This is a genomic window from Inhella sp. (assembly GCF_041912635.1).
Lineage (GTDB): Bacteria > Pseudomonadota > Gammaproteobacteria > Burkholderiales > Burkholderiaceae_C > Inhella.
Genome location: NZ_JAYRMO010000034.1, coordinates 41,490 through 55,213 on the forward strand (window position 1 = coordinate 41,490; position 13,724 = coordinate 55,213).

At 69.8% G+C, this 13,724-nt stretch carries 15 protein-coding genes; 3 read left to right on the top strand and 12 right to left on the bottom strand.

The features are described 5' to 3' along the window. Window positions 1-30: 30 nt before the first annotated feature. The gene (locus tag ACE3QP_RS17785) at window positions 31-1,032 is read right to left on the bottom strand and encodes a Gfo/Idh/MocA family protein (protein WP_374437829.1); all 1,002 of its coding nucleotides are present in this window, start codon (window positions 1,030-1,032) and stop codon (window positions 31-33) included. 230 nt (window positions 1,033-1,262) lie between these two features. Here ACE3QP_RS17785 and ACE3QP_RS17790 point away from each other — a divergent pair, with 230 nt between their 5' ends. Continuing rightward, complete coding sequence (locus ACE3QP_RS17790; RefSeq protein ID WP_374437830.1) at window positions 1,263-3,191, top strand: caspase family protein; 1,929 nt, start codon at window positions 1,263-1,265, stop codon at window positions 3,189-3,191. Between the two features lie 43 nt (window positions 3,192-3,234). Here the strand turns inward: ACE3QP_RS17790 and ACE3QP_RS17795 are convergent, their stop codons facing one another. The 7 genes from ACE3QP_RS17795 to ACE3QP_RS17825 form a co-directional block, all read right to left on the bottom strand. Next, a complete protein-coding gene (locus ACE3QP_RS17795) occupies window positions 3,235-3,540 on the bottom strand; it encodes a DUF2249 domain-containing protein (RefSeq protein ID WP_374437831.1) in 306 nt (101 codons plus the stop codon). An 86-nt stretch (window positions 3,541-3,626) separates the two neighbouring features. Next, the gene (locus ACE3QP_RS17800; RefSeq protein ID WP_374437832.1) at window positions 3,627-4,055 is read right to left on the bottom strand and encodes an SCP2 domain-containing protein; all 429 of its coding nucleotides are present in this window, start codon (window positions 4,053-4,055) and stop codon (window positions 3,627-3,629) included. Continuing rightward, window positions 4,052-5,005 (bottom strand): U32 family peptidase, encoded by a 954-nt coding sequence (locus ACE3QP_RS17805; RefSeq protein WP_374437833.1) that lies wholly within the window; start codon window positions 5,003-5,005, stop codon window positions 4,052-4,054. Before ACE3QP_RS17805 ends, ACE3QP_RS17800 begins: the two co-directional genes overlap by 4 nt. A gap of 108 nt (window positions 5,006-5,113) precedes the next feature. Further along, complete coding sequence (locus ACE3QP_RS17810) at window positions 5,114-6,151, bottom strand: peptidase U32 family protein (protein ID WP_374437834.1); 1,038 nt, start codon at window positions 6,149-6,151, stop codon at window positions 5,114-5,116. Between the two features lie 13 nt (window positions 6,152-6,164). Further along, window positions 6,165-6,479, bottom strand: coding sequence for a DUF2249 domain-containing protein (locus ACE3QP_RS17815; protein WP_374437835.1), 315 nt, complete (start codon window positions 6,477-6,479; stop codon window positions 6,165-6,167). A gap of 64 nt (window positions 6,480-6,543) precedes the next feature. Further along, window positions 6,544-7,338, bottom strand: a complete 795-nt coding sequence (locus ACE3QP_RS17820) for a formate/nitrite transporter family protein (RefSeq protein WP_374437836.1) — start codon at window positions 7,336-7,338, stop codon at window positions 6,544-6,546. A 20-nt stretch (window positions 7,339-7,358) separates the two neighbouring features. Beyond that, a complete protein-coding gene (locus ACE3QP_RS17825) occupies window positions 7,359-7,949 on the bottom strand; it encodes a hypothetical protein (protein WP_374437837.1) in 591 nt (196 codons plus the stop codon). Window positions 7,950-8,143: 194 nt separating this feature from the next. On the opposite strand from ACE3QP_RS17825, the gene ACE3QP_RS17830 reads away from it, so the two are divergent. Then, window positions 8,144-9,274, top strand: coding sequence for a hypothetical protein (locus ACE3QP_RS17830; protein WP_374437838.1), 1,131 nt, complete (start codon window positions 8,144-8,146; stop codon window positions 9,272-9,274). A 15-nt stretch (window positions 9,275-9,289) separates the two neighbouring features. Here the strand turns inward: ACE3QP_RS17830 and ACE3QP_RS17835 are convergent, their stop codons facing one another. The 4 genes from ACE3QP_RS17835 to ACE3QP_RS17850 all read right to left on the bottom strand — a co-directional run bounded on the left by ACE3QP_RS17835 (window position 9,290) and on the right by ACE3QP_RS17850 (window position 12,719). Beyond that, on the bottom strand, window positions 9,290-10,390 hold the full coding sequence (locus tag ACE3QP_RS17835; protein ID WP_374437839.1) for an alpha/beta fold hydrolase: 1,101 nt from the start codon (window positions 10,388-10,390) through the stop codon (window positions 9,290-9,292). A 93-nt stretch (window positions 10,391-10,483) separates the two neighbouring features. Next, entirely contained in the window at window positions 10,484-10,690 is a 207-nt protein-coding gene (locus ACE3QP_RS17840; RefSeq protein WP_374437840.1) for a hypothetical protein, read from the bottom strand. A 59-nt stretch (window positions 10,691-10,749) separates the two neighbouring features. Continuing rightward, the gene (locus tag ACE3QP_RS17845; protein WP_374437841.1) at window positions 10,750-11,913 is read right to left on the bottom strand and encodes a Fic family protein; all 1,164 of its coding nucleotides are present in this window, start codon (window positions 11,911-11,913) and stop codon (window positions 10,750-10,752) included. A gap of 158 nt (window positions 11,914-12,071) precedes the next feature. Further along, window positions 12,072-12,719, bottom strand: a complete 648-nt coding sequence (locus tag ACE3QP_RS17850; RefSeq protein WP_374437843.1) for an FMN-binding negative transcriptional regulator — start codon at window positions 12,717-12,719, stop codon at window positions 12,072-12,074. A 118-nt stretch (window positions 12,720-12,837) separates the two neighbouring features. Here ACE3QP_RS17850 and ACE3QP_RS17855 point away from each other — a divergent pair, with 118 nt between their 5' ends. Beyond that, window positions 12,838-13,632, top strand: coding sequence for an aminotransferase class I/II-fold pyridoxal phosphate-dependent enzyme (locus ACE3QP_RS17855; RefSeq protein WP_374437845.1), 795 nt, complete (start codon window positions 12,838-12,840; stop codon window positions 13,630-13,632). Window positions 13,633-13,724: the final 92 nt, after the last annotated feature.

A 13,724-nucleotide genomic window follows, 5' to 3' on the forward strand; every position in this document is an offset into this window, starting at 1 on the left:
GCCCGGCCCGCCTTGCAGGAGATCAAGCCCTCAGCAGGCCGCCAACTCCACGGCGCGGCCCTCGCGCACGCTGCGCAGCAGGGCCTCCACCAGGGCGATGGTGTCGCGCGTCTCGGCCTCGGTCGGCCAGAGCGGGTCGGCCGGCACGCCGCGCACGCGCGCGGCAAAGGCCTCGGCTTCGAGCCGGAAGCCATCGCCGGGCGGCACGCTCTCGCGCCGGCCCAGGTAGTCGCCTTGGTCGATCACCTCGATCCAGGCCCGATCCGCGCTCACATGGTTGTAGAAGCCGCAGCTCAGGCCGGCGCGTGCGCCATGGATGCGCACCTGGCGGTGTGGCGAACTATCGAAGCGACAGGCCAGGGTGGCGGTCAGGCCGTCGGCCCACAGCAGGCTGGCGGCCAGGCCATGGTCCACGCCGCCCTGTTCATGGGCCAGCGCTTGCACGCGCAGCGGCTGGCGGCCGGCCAGGGCGCGCATCAGGCTCAGCGGGTAGACGCCCAGATCCCAGAGCGCGCCGCCCCCGCAGGCCGGGTCGTAGCGGTAGTTGCCGGGCAGATCGAGCGGCACGCCGAACTCGCCCGAAACATGGCGCAGCGGCCCCAGCGCGCCGGCACGCACCCGGCGCAGCAGCTCCAGGGTCTGCGGCTGAAAGCGGTAGGGGAAGGCCTCCATCAGCACCCGGCCCGCCTGCCGCGCCGCCGCCTGCAGCTCGCGCACCTGGGCGGCGCCCAGGGTCAGCGGCTTTTCGCACAGCACATGCTTGCCCGCCGCCAGCGCGCGCAGCGCCCAGGGCTGGTGCAGATCGTTGCTGAGCGGGATGTAGACGGCCTCGATGCCGGGGTCGGCCAGCAGGGCCTCGTAGTCCGGCGCCACCTCGGCCACGCCATGGGCGGCGGCAAAGGCCTGCGCACGCGCCGGGTCGCGTGCGGCGATGGCGACCAGTTCGATGGCCGGCGAGGCGGCCACGCCGCGTGCGAATTCGTGGGCAATGCGTGCGGCGCCCAGGATGCCGAGTCGGAGTGCTGCAGTCATGCGCAGCAGTCTCGCCGAGCCGGCCGTAACCGCCTTGTGCCTGGAGCCGCTGATCAGTTGCGTCGCAGGCTGACACTGGCGGTTCGGTTGCGAACGGTTAAAGCCCCGTCTGCAGCCCCCCTTTGCAGGCACCCTGCAAAGGCTTGCGGGCACGGCATCCGCCCAGCAGACTGAGCCCTCGGCTGAACGAAGGGGCTTTGTCGCGTCTTCAGGGCCAGGGAGAGGTATTCATGTCTTTTTTCCGTGCGGCCCTGGTGGTCCTCTGCGCCGGTTTCACGTTGCCAAGCCTGGGGCAGAGCCCCATGCACAAGGAGATTGCAGCCCTGGAACGATTGCCGGAACACGCGCGCATCAATTTCAAGGGGCGGATCGACGCATTGCTGGCCCGTGCGGTGCCAGCAAGCCCGGAGGAGTTGGACCTCCTGTACCTGCTCGCCAGCGAACGAGCCAGCAAGGTGGATCACAAAGGTCTTTTGGCCACCGAGGAGCGTTGGGCGGGCATGAGCCGCTCATCGGACCCGAAGATCCGGGCGGCAGTTGCGGCGGCGAGCGCCATGGCCTGGAGACGCTACTACCTTGCCAATGGGCAGCCATCGGCGGCGGACGATGAAGTGCTGCGCTTCGATGCACAAGCACTCCAGGAGCTGCCCGAAAAATGGCGCTACCGGGTGCTCGCGGCGCAGGCCGATGCCCACGAGCAGGTCAATGATCTGCAAGCCGCAACGGAAGCGCGCAATGCCGCCCACGGCGTCGCCGCTCTTATGAAAGACACCGGACGGATGGCCTGGAGCCTGGCGCAGCTTGCCTGGGTGAAGAGCAAGACTGGCGCTTTGGCCGAAGCGCGGACCGTGGCCATCGAGGCGTACCGCCTTGCCACACAGAGCCCTGACGAGGGCGACCTGCATTTGGAATTTCTGAACATGCTTGGACTCGTGACGGGCCCCCTCGATTTGGCCGGAAGCCGGAACCACTTCCTGAAGATGGCTGAGCTGGCGAAGGCCCATGGAGAGCCCTTCTTTGAAGCGCTGGCGCTGGCCAATTTGACCGACAGCTATCTGCAGGAGCGGAACTTCGAGCCCGCGCTGGCTTTTGCATCACGGGCACATGCGATTCGATTGCCCGCCACGCAAGACGCTTGGTCACTGCCGCTGCACAACGTGGGCATCGCCAAGATCGGCCTGGGGCGCCTCGCGGAGGGCAAACAAGACGTGCTGCTGGCGATCACGCGCGAGTTGTCGCAAGGCAATCTGCAGGCCGCATCGGACAACTGGCGCGAGCTGGGGCAGTTCCTGGAACGTGCGGGGGACAAGGATGCCGCCCGGCTCGCCACAACCGAGGCCAGCCGGCTCGATGAGCAGGTACGGCGCGCCTCAGAGGTTCACCGCAATCGCCGGCTCAACCGCAGCATGGGCGTCGGCGACGACCCTGCGGATCCCGCCTCCGCTGCCAGCCAGGCGCGACGCCATGCGCTGGTGATTGGCAATCAGGCCTACCCCGATGCCCCGCTGACCAACCCCCTGAACGACGCGCGCGCCATGGCAAAGCTGCTCACGGAGCAGGGCTTCCTGGTCAGCTTGGTCGAAGACCTAAGGCGTGATGACATTGGTTCGGTCGTCGATCGCTACCTGTCATCCATCCGCCCGGGCGACGATGCCCTCTTCTTCTACGCCGGTCATGGCGTGCAGGTGCGTGGCGTCAACTACCTGCCTGCGGTGGACGCACGCATGCGCAGCGAAGGCGATGCTGCACTGAACAGCATCAACCTCAACCTGCTGGCCGAGCGGCTGGACGAACAGCAGGCGGGTGCGCGGATTCTGCTGATCGACGCCTGCAGAGACAACCCTTTCGGCACATCCTGGCGGCCCCAATTTCGGGGCCTGGGCCGGATGCCGGCCATGCCGGCTGGAACCCTCGCGCACTTCGCCACCCGGCCGGGCGCCGTGGCGTCCGATGGTGCCGGACTGCATGGCCTGTACACCGGCGAGTTGTTGCGCGTGCTGAGCACCCGCAGCGAACCTGTCGAGTTGCTGCTCAAAGAAGTCTCGGCGGCGGTGCGAAGAGCCAGCAAGGGCGAACAAGAGCCCTGGAGTGAAGGCTCGATTGAGCAGGACTTCGTACTGGCCCGACCCCGCAGCGCCAAGCAGGCCGGCGCCCGGTAGCTTCGCAGTCGCTACGGCGCTGAGCGCCACGACGCAGCGCGCCTCAGCAGGCCGCGCGCTCCAGCAGTGCGCCGCCGCATTGGCAGGGGCAGTCGGCGCAGCCGGCACCGCTGCCGCGCACGGGGGTCTTGGTGATGCGCACGCAGCTTTCGCCCTCGGCGGCTGGGCGCTCCTGCCAGTGGTAGCAGCTCGGGCGCGTGGCTTCGATCAGTTCCTGCAGCGAACCCAGCTCGCGCACGTCCAGCAGCTCCAGCGTGGCGCCTACGCGCAAGGCGTCAAAGGCGCTGAAGACCGGGCGGTGGCGCTCGGCCAGGGGCGCTTCGCGCAGATCGAGAAGGGTGACAGGCATGGCGGAGCTCCCGCTGGCAGGGGCTGGCAGGGGCTGGCAGTCTGACGCCACGCTGACGCGCGCGCTTTGCTCTGAATCAAACGCGCTTACATCGGCAGCAGCGGCCCCAGCGCATCCAGCGTGTTCTTCAGCACCAGGCCGTACTCGGTGTCGCCCTCCATCTGCAGCGCGCGCTCGAAGAACAGGCGATCGGCGTCATCCTGGCCGCGCAGCAGGCGCCACAGCGCATCCGTGCGCGCGCTCAGGCGCAGGCGTGCCGGCTCCTGCCCGCCGGCGGCCACGAAGCGGTCGCCCTGCAGGCGCAGGCGCACGCGCAGGCCCAGCTCCTGCAGCTCCAGCTCCACCACCGCGCCGCCCAGGGCCCGGCGCTGCTCAGCGTCCAGGCGCGGCAGCAGCAGGCGCTGCAGGGCCAGCGCGGCCAGCCAGGAAGGCGGCTGCGGCGGCAGGGCGCGCAGGCGCGCGCGCCAGGGTTCGGGCAGGGGCGGCAATTGCCAGTGGGAGGCCGAAACGCTCATACCAGGGCCTCGCTGGGCAGGGGTTGCAGGGGCTCCAGGCCCGGCTGGCGGCGCGCAAAGCCGTCCACCAGCTCACCCGGCAGCGGCAGCGCGCGCAGTTCGGCCAGGGCCGTGGCGGGTGCCAGGCCCTGGTGGAAGACGGCATCGAACAGCTCCACCACCCGCGTGAAGCCCTGACCGCAGGGCGAGAGGCGCAGCGAGGCCACGCCGGCCTTGGCGCAAAGCGGACCCTGATTGATCAGGCATTGCAGCGCCGCACTCTGGGTCTGGATGCCGTTCAGCGCCAGGAAGGGCTCCCCTTCGGTGGTCTTGAGCAGCAGGCCGTCGGCGTCGTCGCGGCAGCGGAACTCGCAGTCGTCCTTGCGCAGGCGGTGGTGGCGGGCGGTGAAGCAGCGCGCCGAAAAAGCCAGCGGCAGGCGGCCGAAGGCGAACACCTCGGTGCGGATCGGGCCGTCGATGCCCAGCACCGGCTCGGGCGGCGGGTTGATGAGGGCCAGCGCATCCAGCGCCAGCTCCACCGGCGCCACCCATTGCGTGGCGCCCAGTGCGGCGTGCTCTTCGAGCGCGGCGCGGCTGTAGATGTTCAGATGCGGGCCCAGCCAGAAGGCCGGCCGGCCGGGGTCCTGCGCGGCGGCGCGCGCCAGGACGCGCAGCGCGGCGGCGTCGCCGGCCTCGACGGCGAACTCCTCCTGCTCGCACACGCGCCGCAGCGTCCGCAGCTCGGCCTCGCTCATCACCAGGGCCTGGGTGGCAATCACCACCTCCTTGCCGGCCTGGCGCAGGTCGCGCCCCAGGTCCAGCCAGTCGTCGAGCTTGAACTCGTTGCGCCGCGAGCAGACCAGCTCGCCCAGCACCACGGTCTGCGCCGGGCCGTCGGCCACCTGGGCGTAGAAGTCCATCAAGGCGGGGCGGGGCCACCAGTAGAGGAGGGGTCCGATGGTGAGGTTCATCGTGTAGCAACCGGTTGGATCAAGGGACCGCCGTGGAACCGGCTTCGCCGGGCCACTGGCGGTGCCCCCTTGAGGGGGAGGCGCGAAGCGCTTCGGGGGTGGGCCACATCAACTCCAGGGTCGGTCATAGGCCCCCAAGGTGTGCTGCTGCCCTTCCGCCCAGCGCGCCAGCTCGCCGCTCCAGGCCGGCTGCACGCTGTAGCGGCCTTGGCCCTGGGCAGCCGCCCAGGCGCTGTCGATGGCCTGGCGCCAGACCTGCGTGACCGCCGCCACGTAGGCCGGGCTGCGTTGCCGCCCTTCGATCTTGATCGCCGCCACGCCGGCCTCGATCAGCTGCGGCAGCAGGGCCAGGGTGTTCAGGCTGGTGGGTTCTTCCAGCGCGTAGTCGTGCGGCGTGCCGTCCAGGTCGAAGCGGCCCTTGCACAGGGTCGGGTAGGCGCGCGGCTCGTCGGGGCCGTAGCGGTCGATCAGCACGCCGTTCAGGCGCGCTTCCACGCCCTGCTTCGTCTCCACCCAGCGCACCGCACTGGCCGGTGAGCACACGCCCGCGGTGTTGGGGGATTGGCCGGTGGCGTAGCTGGACAGCGCGCAGCGCCCTTCCACCATCACGCACAGGCTGCCGAAGCCGAACACCTCTACCGGCACCGAGGTATGGCGGATCAGGTGCTGCACCTGGCTGAGCGTCAGTACGCGCGGCAGCACGGCGCGCTGGATGCCGTAGCGCTCGCGGTAGTACTCAATCGCCTCGTAGCTGGTGGCCGAGGCCTGCACGGACAGGTGCAGGCGCAGGTTCGGGTGGTGGTCGCGCGCATGCGCGAGCACGGCGCTGTCGGCCACGATCAGCGCGTCGGCACCCAGGCGCGCGGCGCGGTCCACGGCGCGGCGCCAGGGGCTGTCGTCGCGCGCATCGGCGTAGGTGTTGAGCGCCATCAGCACTTCGCGGCCCTGCGCATGGGCCTGGCGCACGCCTTCCTGCACCTGCGCCTCGTCGAAGTTCAGGCCGGCGAAGTTGCGCGCATTGGTGGCGTCCTTCAGACCGAGGTAGACGGCGTCGGCGCCGGCCTGCAGCGCCAGCGTGAGGGCGCGCAGCGAGCCGGCCGGGCAGACCAGCTGGGGCTTGCGCAGCGCGGGGGTGGCGTCGCTCATCGCCGCCACGCCTTCAGCCGCGGCAGCCGCAGCCACCACCACCGCCACCGCAGCCGCCTTCCGGCCGCGGCGCCACGCCGGCCGGCGCGGGCTGGCTGCGGGCAATGCGCACCTGCCAGAGCTCGGGGCCGGACTGCAGATAGCTCCACTCGAACTGGCCGCCGCGCAGGCGCGCGAACTGCATGAACAGCGGCACCGGATCGTGGTCGTTCACCAGCTCGAAGGCGTCGCCCACCGCCAGGCCGTCGAAGGCGGCAAAGATCAGCGGGTGGCGTTGCGCGGGGGCAAGGCGGCGAACGTCGATGGTGGGGGTGGCGAGGGTGCTCATGCGCGGGCTCCAAATCAGAGGAACGCAGGCTACGGACCCCGGCGCGCGCGCGCCTTGAAGCAGTTCAAGCCGCCGGTTTGCGCAGGTAAGCGAGCCAGTACACGCCCGCCACCAGCAGCGTGCCGCCGAGCAGGTTGCCCAGCGTCACCCAGGCCAGATTGGCCGCGAGCGCGGGCAGGGCCAGCGTGCCCTGCGCATCCAGCGCCCAGGCGCAAGGCAGAAAGAACCAGTTGGCGATGCAGTGCTCGGCCCCGATGGCCACGAAGGCCGTGACCGGAAAGACGATGGCCAGCACCTTGTCGGCCACGCTGCGCCCGGCCAGCGCCAGCCACACCGCCAGGCACACCAGCGCGTTGCACAGCACCCCGCGCGCCAGCGCCTCGTTGGGCGACAGCGCGGCCTTGCTTTGGGCGATGCGCAGCACCGTCTCACCCAGCTGGCCATTGGCCAAGGCATCCAGCCCGGCCCACCAGGCCAGCGCGGCGCAGCCCGCCGCACCCAGCACATTGCCTGCGTAAGCCAGCAGCCAGTGGCGCAGCAGCAGCGGCGTGGCCACCCGCTTGCTGGCCCAGGCCATGGCCAGCAGGTTGTTGCCGGTGAACAGCTCCGCCCCGGCCACCACCACCAGGATCAGCCCCAGGCTGAAGCCCAGGCCGCCCAGCAGCCGCGTGGGCCCGAAGCCCAGCGTCGAGCCCGTGCTGATGACCAGATAGAACAGCGCCCCCAGCGCGATGAAGGCGCCACCCAGCACGGCGAGCACCAGCAGGCTCAGGGCATCGGCCTGCGCCTTGGCTACGCCCAGTTGCTCAACCTTGTGCGCGATCTCGCGCGGGGCGTAGGCGTCGGGGGTGTCGGGCATAGCGGCCGGCACTCACTCGCTCAAGGCTTGGCCCGCGCCGCGCAGCGCGTGACCGCGCCGCCCGGCCAGTTCAGCGCCGGGTCGGCCGGCTCCAGGGCCTCGCGCAGCGAATCGCGCAAGCGCCCGCGGTTGCCGAACTCGATCGGCGCCCGGTACTCGATGTCCACCAGCACCCAGCGCCCGCCCTCCAGGCGCAGGTGGGCGCGGTCGGTCCAGCGGAACAGGGGGGGTTGGGCGCCGGTGTCGGCCTCGAAGTGCAGGTCCAGCAGGGATTGCTGCTGGCCGCGCTTGAGCGGGCCCAGCGTCAGCCGCTGCGGCCCTTCGAACACCGAGGAAAACAGATCGCCCTCGACGAACGGCGGCTTCTCGTCCGGCTGCGCGGCCGCAGCTCGGTCGCGCAGCTCGCCCGCGGCTTGCAGCAGGCAGAGCAGCTCGCGGCCCAGCCAGGGGCGCAGCTGCTGCAGCTCTTCACCGCGCGGCGCGCCGCTCATGGCGCTGGCCATGCGCCAGCGGTAGAAGGCTTCGACGGTTTGCTGGGGAGAGTTGGTGCCGGCGCTGGCAGCCACAGGAAGGAGCAGCAGGGCCAGGGCGGTGGGCAGGGCGGCGCGCATGGGCGGATTGTGGGTGGCGGGTCGGCCCAGGTGCCGCGGGCCGCATTCGCGGGGGGTACCAAGGGAAAACCCTTGCGCCTTTGATAAGGTCGCGCGCCTGCCGGGGGCCTGCCCCGGCATTCCAACCCCGACCCTTGTCCATGCGCCCCCATTCGCCTCGCTCCAAATTCGCACGCTTCTTGTCCCTGGCCGCCTTGAGCGCGCTGAGCGCCTGTGGCGGGGGTGAAGATCCCCGCGCGGAACAGGCTGGCGCGAGCGCGTTCGCCGCGCGCGTCCATGCCCTGCAGGCTCGCAGCGAGACCCCGAGCGCGGCCCTCAGCCAGGCGGCCATCGGCGCCAAGGAACTGTTCGACTGGGCCGAATACAAGTACCCGAGCCTGTTCCCCAAGGGGCCGCAGAACTTCAGCCTGGTGCACGAGGGGGTGTCCTACACGGTGCGTGCCTACCCGGGTGGTACCTATCTGGGCCTGACCGATGACGGCCGGGTCTACGGCCTGGGGGCCTTCACCAGTGGGCAGCTGCAGGCGTTTGGCCGCCTGGGCGATTACAGCGCCCAGATCCAGGCCGACAGCTGTGCGCTCTACCCCGGCAGCTGCAACTCCAACCAACCGCTGGGCCCAGTGAACGAGTGCTTTTTGCCGGCCTCTCAGGCCCTGGCCTTGGGCAGCCGCTTTCAGCTCAGCTACAGCTACGACAGCACGGGCCGCGACGGCACGGCGAGCGGGGAAGTGACGACCGAATCCCTGGTGGAGCAGCACACCCAGTTCGAAGGCCAGCCCGCCGTGCAGCGTGCCGTGAACACCGACATCACCGTGACCCAGGCCGGCCAGACCATCACCAGCTCCTACCGCAGCAAGTACTACGCCCAGGTCGCCGCCAATGAGCTGATCCTGGCACTGGGCGACGAGACCGTGCTGGAGTCCCCCGCGTCCCAGGGCAACACCCGGGTCACGATGCGCCGCGTGCATCAGCCGGCCTTTCTGAACAGCGAGACCACGCTCCAGCCCGGCCAGTCGCTGACGCGCAGCCTGACGTCCAGCGTCAGCACCACCACCGTCCTGTCCGGTACGCCGCTGCCCCCCAGCCTGGACACCCAAACCCGGCAAGAAACCTATGCCTTCGAGGCCCGGGAAACGATCCAGGTGCGTGGCCGCAACTTTGAGACCTGCCGCTACCGCGAGACCGACCCCGGCAGCCCTGGCGAAAGCCAGGTGGTTTGGCTGCTGCTGGGCAAGGGCATTCCGGTGCGCACCATCAGCACCGACGCCGACGGCACGGTGACCCAGGAGCTGAAGAGCGGCACGTTCAACGGGCGGCCCTTGTAAGGCGCGGCCGTCCGTTCATGGGGCGCTGCGGCCCTCACCTGCGTCGGCCGCCAGGGCCGTGGCGCGCAGGCGCTGCAGCACCCGCAGCTGCGCGTCGAGCACCGTGGGGTTGGGGTCATGGCCGGTGCGCGCGAGCGGCAGGAACTCCTTGCTGGGTGCGTGCAGTGCGTCGAAATAAGCGCGGCTGATCTCCGGCGGCGTGACCAGATCGGCCTCGCCCTGCAACAGGAACACCGGCATGGCAAAGCGCAGCCCCAGCTGGCGCAGATCGATCTTGGGCCCCATGCCATCACCGGCCAGGCCGACGAAGTTCAGGAAGGAGTACTCCTCGCCGGCTTCATAAGCCGCCGCATAGGTGGGCGTGTCATAGCCGGGGCCGAAGGCGAACCAGTCCTTGGGCGCCGGGTCGCTGCCCAGCGCCTCGTACTTGCGCGTCAGGCGGCGCAGCACCCCGAAGGCGCGCGGGTCGGTCCAGGGCGGCGGCCCCAGCTTTTCGAGCTTGGCAACGCCGTCGGCATCGCCCGCCGCCTTGGCCAGCCCCAGGGTCTTGGCATGGCTGAGCGCCATGCCGGCCTGGTAGTTCACCAGCTGTGCGGTGCCCACATAGGCATGAAAAAGTTCGGGGGCGGCCATCGCCATGTGGACCGCAAGCGCGGAGCCCCAGGACCCGCCCATCAGGATGACCTTGTGCTTGCCAAGCCTGCGTGTCGAGTGGCGGGCCAGCTCCACACCGTCCTGGCTCAGGTGCGCCAGGGTCAGCGCCTCGTCCTCGCTCGGCTTGTTTTCCGCGTAGGTCATGCCCGCGCCACGCTGGTCCCACTGGACCAGGGTGAACGCCTTCGTCCAGCTGCCAAACAGCGCAGCGGCAAAGGGCGTGTTCGGGTTGCCGGGGCCGCCGTGCACCATCAGCACCACCGGGTTGGCGCAGTCCTGCCCCTCGATCGTGACCCATTGGCGTATGCCGCCCACCGCCACAAAGCCCTTTTCATGCACCGGCTGGCCAGGAGCCCGACACGCGGGGTGGAGTTCACCGCCCGCAGGCTGCGCCGCTGCCACGGCCGGTGCAATGGCGATCAGGGCGGCCAGCCAGGGCTGGATACAGAGGCGTTTGAGCATGGGGCAATGTATCGGGCGCGATCAGGCGCAACCGTGGGCCTGCGCCAGATCAGGGCCTCGCGCAGCGACGCGCGCAAGCCAGGTACTGTCTGCTCAGAGGCCATCGACCCCCTGTGCGTCCAAGGTGCACAGGCGCTTGCCGCCGTCGCCTGCACACAGGCTCGCCCCGCCGTGGCGCAGCGCGTCTTCCAAGGCCCCACCGCGCTGCTCGACCCAAAGCTCTTCCTCGCCAGCTTCGGCCTCGGAAGGCCTGAGCGCCACCACGATCTGCGGGCGGCGGTTAGCGGTTCCACGCAGCAAGCAAGGGCCAAGCGCGCTTCCACGCACCTGGGGTGGGTACCGCGCTTGCTGATAGCCCACTAAGGCCCGGGCAGGCCCGCCAAGGCCGGCGACACAAAGCCCTGGTCCGTCAAGGCTTTCACCACCCCGCGCAGCAGCATGTTGTGCGTGAAGCCCAGCGTGTACTGGCGCGCGCCGGGGCGAACAGGCTGGAGCATGCCGCCCTCCACCAGCTTGCGAATCTGGTAAGTCCGTTGGCTGGCGCTCAAGCCGGGCAAAGCAGCTTCCAGATCGCCGGCCTTCACCAGGCCGGCGCGAATCGTGGCTTGCAGCACGGCCTCCTCCTGCGAGGTGATGAGGCGGCGTTCGCGCGCATGGGCCACGGCGGGCAGCAGCACCGTGTTTTGCAGATGGGCGTAATCGGCCAGTCGGTTGACTTTTTCCAGCTCGTCGCGAACCCCGCCCAGCACATAGGTGCACCACTGCTCCAGTGCTTCCGGCTGGCCGCTGTCGGCCTGCGCCAGCATGGCGTAGTAGCGGTTGCGGTCGGCGCAGAACACCGCCGCGGGGTTCAGCAGGCGGCCCGCCGCGCTCACCTGGAAGCCGTACTTGATCAGCATGGCGTAGGTCAGCAAGCGCACCACGCGCCCATTGCCATTGCTGAAGGGGTGCACCCAGGCAAAGCGGTGATGCGCCAGGGCCACCTTCATCAAGTCGTGCTTGGGCGGGTCGGCTTGGTTGATGAACGCCACCAGCTCGGCCATGTAGCCCGGCACCTGCACCGCATCGGGCGGCAGATGCTGCGCCTGAGCAATGCGCACCGGCGTGTTTCGGTAGCTGCCAGGCGTGCGGTCCCCCTCGCGCTCCAGGCCCTGCACCGTGGTGGCATGCAGGCCCCGCAGCAGGTGCTCACTCAAGTGAGCGCCGGGCTCGACGGCGTCTTCCACCTGGCGCATTGCGGCTTCGATGTTGTCGATCTCGCGCAGCGCATCGCTGTGCGCGCTTGCGGGCGTGACACGGGTCTCCACATAGTCGGCCAGCGTGGTGTGGTTGCCCTCGATGCGCGCGGAGGCCAAGCTCTCCAGCAGGTGGAACACCTGCTTGAGCTGCAGGAAGACCGGCGGTGGCGTGCTGCCCCGGATCTCCAGCCTGCGCAGATGCTCCAGATCGGTCAGCACGTCCAGCAAGGGCGAGTCGAACCGGGGGTTCAGCAGCTGCAAGTCGTGGTGCAGGAACTGCGGCATGGGCACGCAAGATCTGAAACGGGTCCAAATACTATCTTTAATCTTGCGGAAAAATGTCTTTCATGACAATGGCTTGCAACCGACGAAACGAAGCGACAAGTTGAATCTCAGCGCGCCACAACTTGAATTAAGAGCTCAGACAAGTGGAGGATCGACGCTCAAACGGGGCCTTGCAACGCCGGCCCCGTCTCCCGCATCGCTCGCGCCAGGCCCTCATTCCCCCGCCCCTCCAGCCCACTGATCGCCCCCGCCCGATCCTCTGCCGCGTGGTGTTGGCTCAGCTTGCGCTTGCACTCCAGCCGCTGCACGCGCACCTCGATGCCGACGATGTGCTGCAGGATCTCGGCCAGGAAGTCGGGCGGGGCGTCGCCCATCTTCCAGGGCTGGGGCAGGTCGGCCTCGTGCTGGCGCGTCAGGCGGGCCAGCAGGCCGCGCAGGAACTTCTCATCGTCATCGCGCACATGCAGGCTGCCGTGCGCGTGCACCACCTCGTAGTTCCAGGTCGGCACGCGGCGGTGCGTCTCCTGCTTGCCGGGGTACCAGCTGGGCGAGATGTAGCCCTGCACACCGCGGAACACCACCATCACCGGCGCGCCCTCGCCAAAGGTCTGCCAGACCGGGTTGGCGCGCGCCACATGGGCCAGCAGGCGGGTGCTCCCATCCGCGTCGACGTCCAGCAGGAAGGGCAGGTGCTCAGCCCCCAGGCCGGCGGCGCCGTGGGTCACCAGCATGCCCAACGCGTTCTCGTGCACGATGCGGTGGAGTTCCTCGACACGGGGCTCGGCGAATTGCGGGGGCAGGTACATGGGGTTTGGGAATGAGAGAGTGACTGCCGGAAAGCGCCGGCGCAGGCCGCACTGTGCACGCTGGCCGGCCTGATGAAAATGGCCAGTTCAAAACCAAAGCAACAGGCCAGTTGCCGCCATGCCCCGCACGCCACCCCGTAAGCACCCACCCGGCCGCAGCCGCGCCCTGTACGAGGAATTCCGCGCCCGCATTGCCGACGGCAGCTACGCCGCCGGCGCGGCCCTGCCCTCCACGCGCGCGCTGGCGGCCGAGCGCGGCCTCTCGCGCGCCACCGTGAGCGGCGTGTACGAGCAGCTGGCGGCCGATGGCTTCATCGACAGCCGCCCCGGCGCCGCCAGCCGGGTGGCGGCCGGAGTGGCTGCCGTGGCGGGCCTGGCCAGCCCGGCAGGGCCGCGCCCGGCCGCGCCCGCAGGGGTCACCGCAGCTGCCCCACCCGCCGGCCCGCTCTCGGCCATCGGCCAGCACCTGGCCGGCCTGCCGCTGCCCGCCCTGGCCGTGCCGGTACCGGGCGAGATCGACTTCGGCTACGGCGCCCTGGCCGGGCAGGACTTTCCCACCCTGGCCTGGCTGAAGGCGCTGCGCGCCGTCGAGCGCCAGCGCAGCCCGCGCCTCGCGTATGAAGACCCCATGGGCAATCTGGCGCTGCGCAAAGCCCTGCAGGTGCACCTGGCGCAGACGCGCGGCATGGCCTGCACGGTGGAGCAGCTGATGATCGTCAGCGGCTCGCAGCAGGCGCTGGACCTCTGTGCGCGCTTGCTCCTCAACCCGGGCGATGCCGTGGTGGTGGAGAACCCCGGCTACCGCATCGCCCACCATTGCTTCGAGGCCTACGGGGCCCGCTGCGTGTGCGTGGACGTGGACGCCCAGGGCCTGCGCACTGTCACCGACCGCCATATAGGAGCCAAACCGTGATCGGCGTAATGGATCCAGTCGCGGATCGGCATATAACAGCCAGCCGACCCAGGTGAACGGGCGTCTCGAACCGATGCCGCGCCTTCCTACCC

Bases quoted from the DNA above. Each gene is read 5' to 3' on its own strand.
- ACE3QP_RS17785 (WP_374437829.1), bottom strand. From the start codon at position 1,032: ATGACTGCAGCACTCCGACTCGGCATCCTGGGCGCCGCACGCATTGCC.
- ACE3QP_RS17790 (WP_374437830.1), top strand. From the start codon at position 1,263: ATGTCTTTTTTCCGTGCGGCCCTGGTGGTCCTCTGCGCCGGTTTCACG.
- ACE3QP_RS17795 (WP_374437831.1), bottom strand. From the start codon at position 3,540: ATGCCTGTCACCCTTCTCGATCTGCGCGAAGCGCCCCTGGCCGAGCGC.
- ACE3QP_RS17800 (WP_374437832.1), bottom strand. From the start codon at position 4,055: ATGAGCGTTTCGGCCTCCCACTGGCAATTGCCGCCCCTGCCCGAACCC.
- ACE3QP_RS17805 (WP_374437833.1), bottom strand. From the start codon at position 5,005: ATGAACCTCACCATCGGACCCCTCCTCTACTGGTGGCCCCGCCCCGCC.
- ACE3QP_RS17810 (WP_374437834.1), bottom strand. From the start codon at position 6,151: ATGAGCGACGCCACCCCCGCGCTGCGCAAGCCCCAGCTGGTCTGCCCG.
- ACE3QP_RS17815 (WP_374437835.1), bottom strand. From the start codon at position 6,479: ATGAGCACCCTCGCCACCCCCACCATCGACGTTCGCCGCCTTGCCCCC.
- ACE3QP_RS17820 (WP_374437836.1), bottom strand. From the start codon at position 7,338: ATGCCCGACACCCCCGACGCCTACGCCCCGCGCGAGATCGCGCACAAG.
- ACE3QP_RS17825 (WP_374437837.1), bottom strand. From the start codon at position 7,949: ATGCGCGCCGCCCTGCCCACCGCCCTGGCCCTGCTGCTCCTTCCTGTG.
- ACE3QP_RS17835 (WP_374437839.1), bottom strand. From the start codon at position 10,390: ATGCTCAAACGCCTCTGTATCCAGCCCTGGCTGGCCGCCCTGATCGCC.
- ACE3QP_RS17845 (WP_374437841.1), bottom strand. From the start codon at position 11,913: ATGCCGCAGTTCCTGCACCACGACTTGCAGCTGCTGAACCCCCGGTTC.
- ACE3QP_RS17850 (WP_374437843.1), bottom strand. From the start codon at position 12,719: ATGTACCTGCCCCCGCAATTCGCCGAGCCCCGTGTCGAGGAACTCCAC.
- ACE3QP_RS17855 (WP_374437845.1), top strand. From the start codon at position 12,838: ATGCCCCGCACGCCACCCCGTAAGCACCCACCCGGCCGCAGCCGCGCC.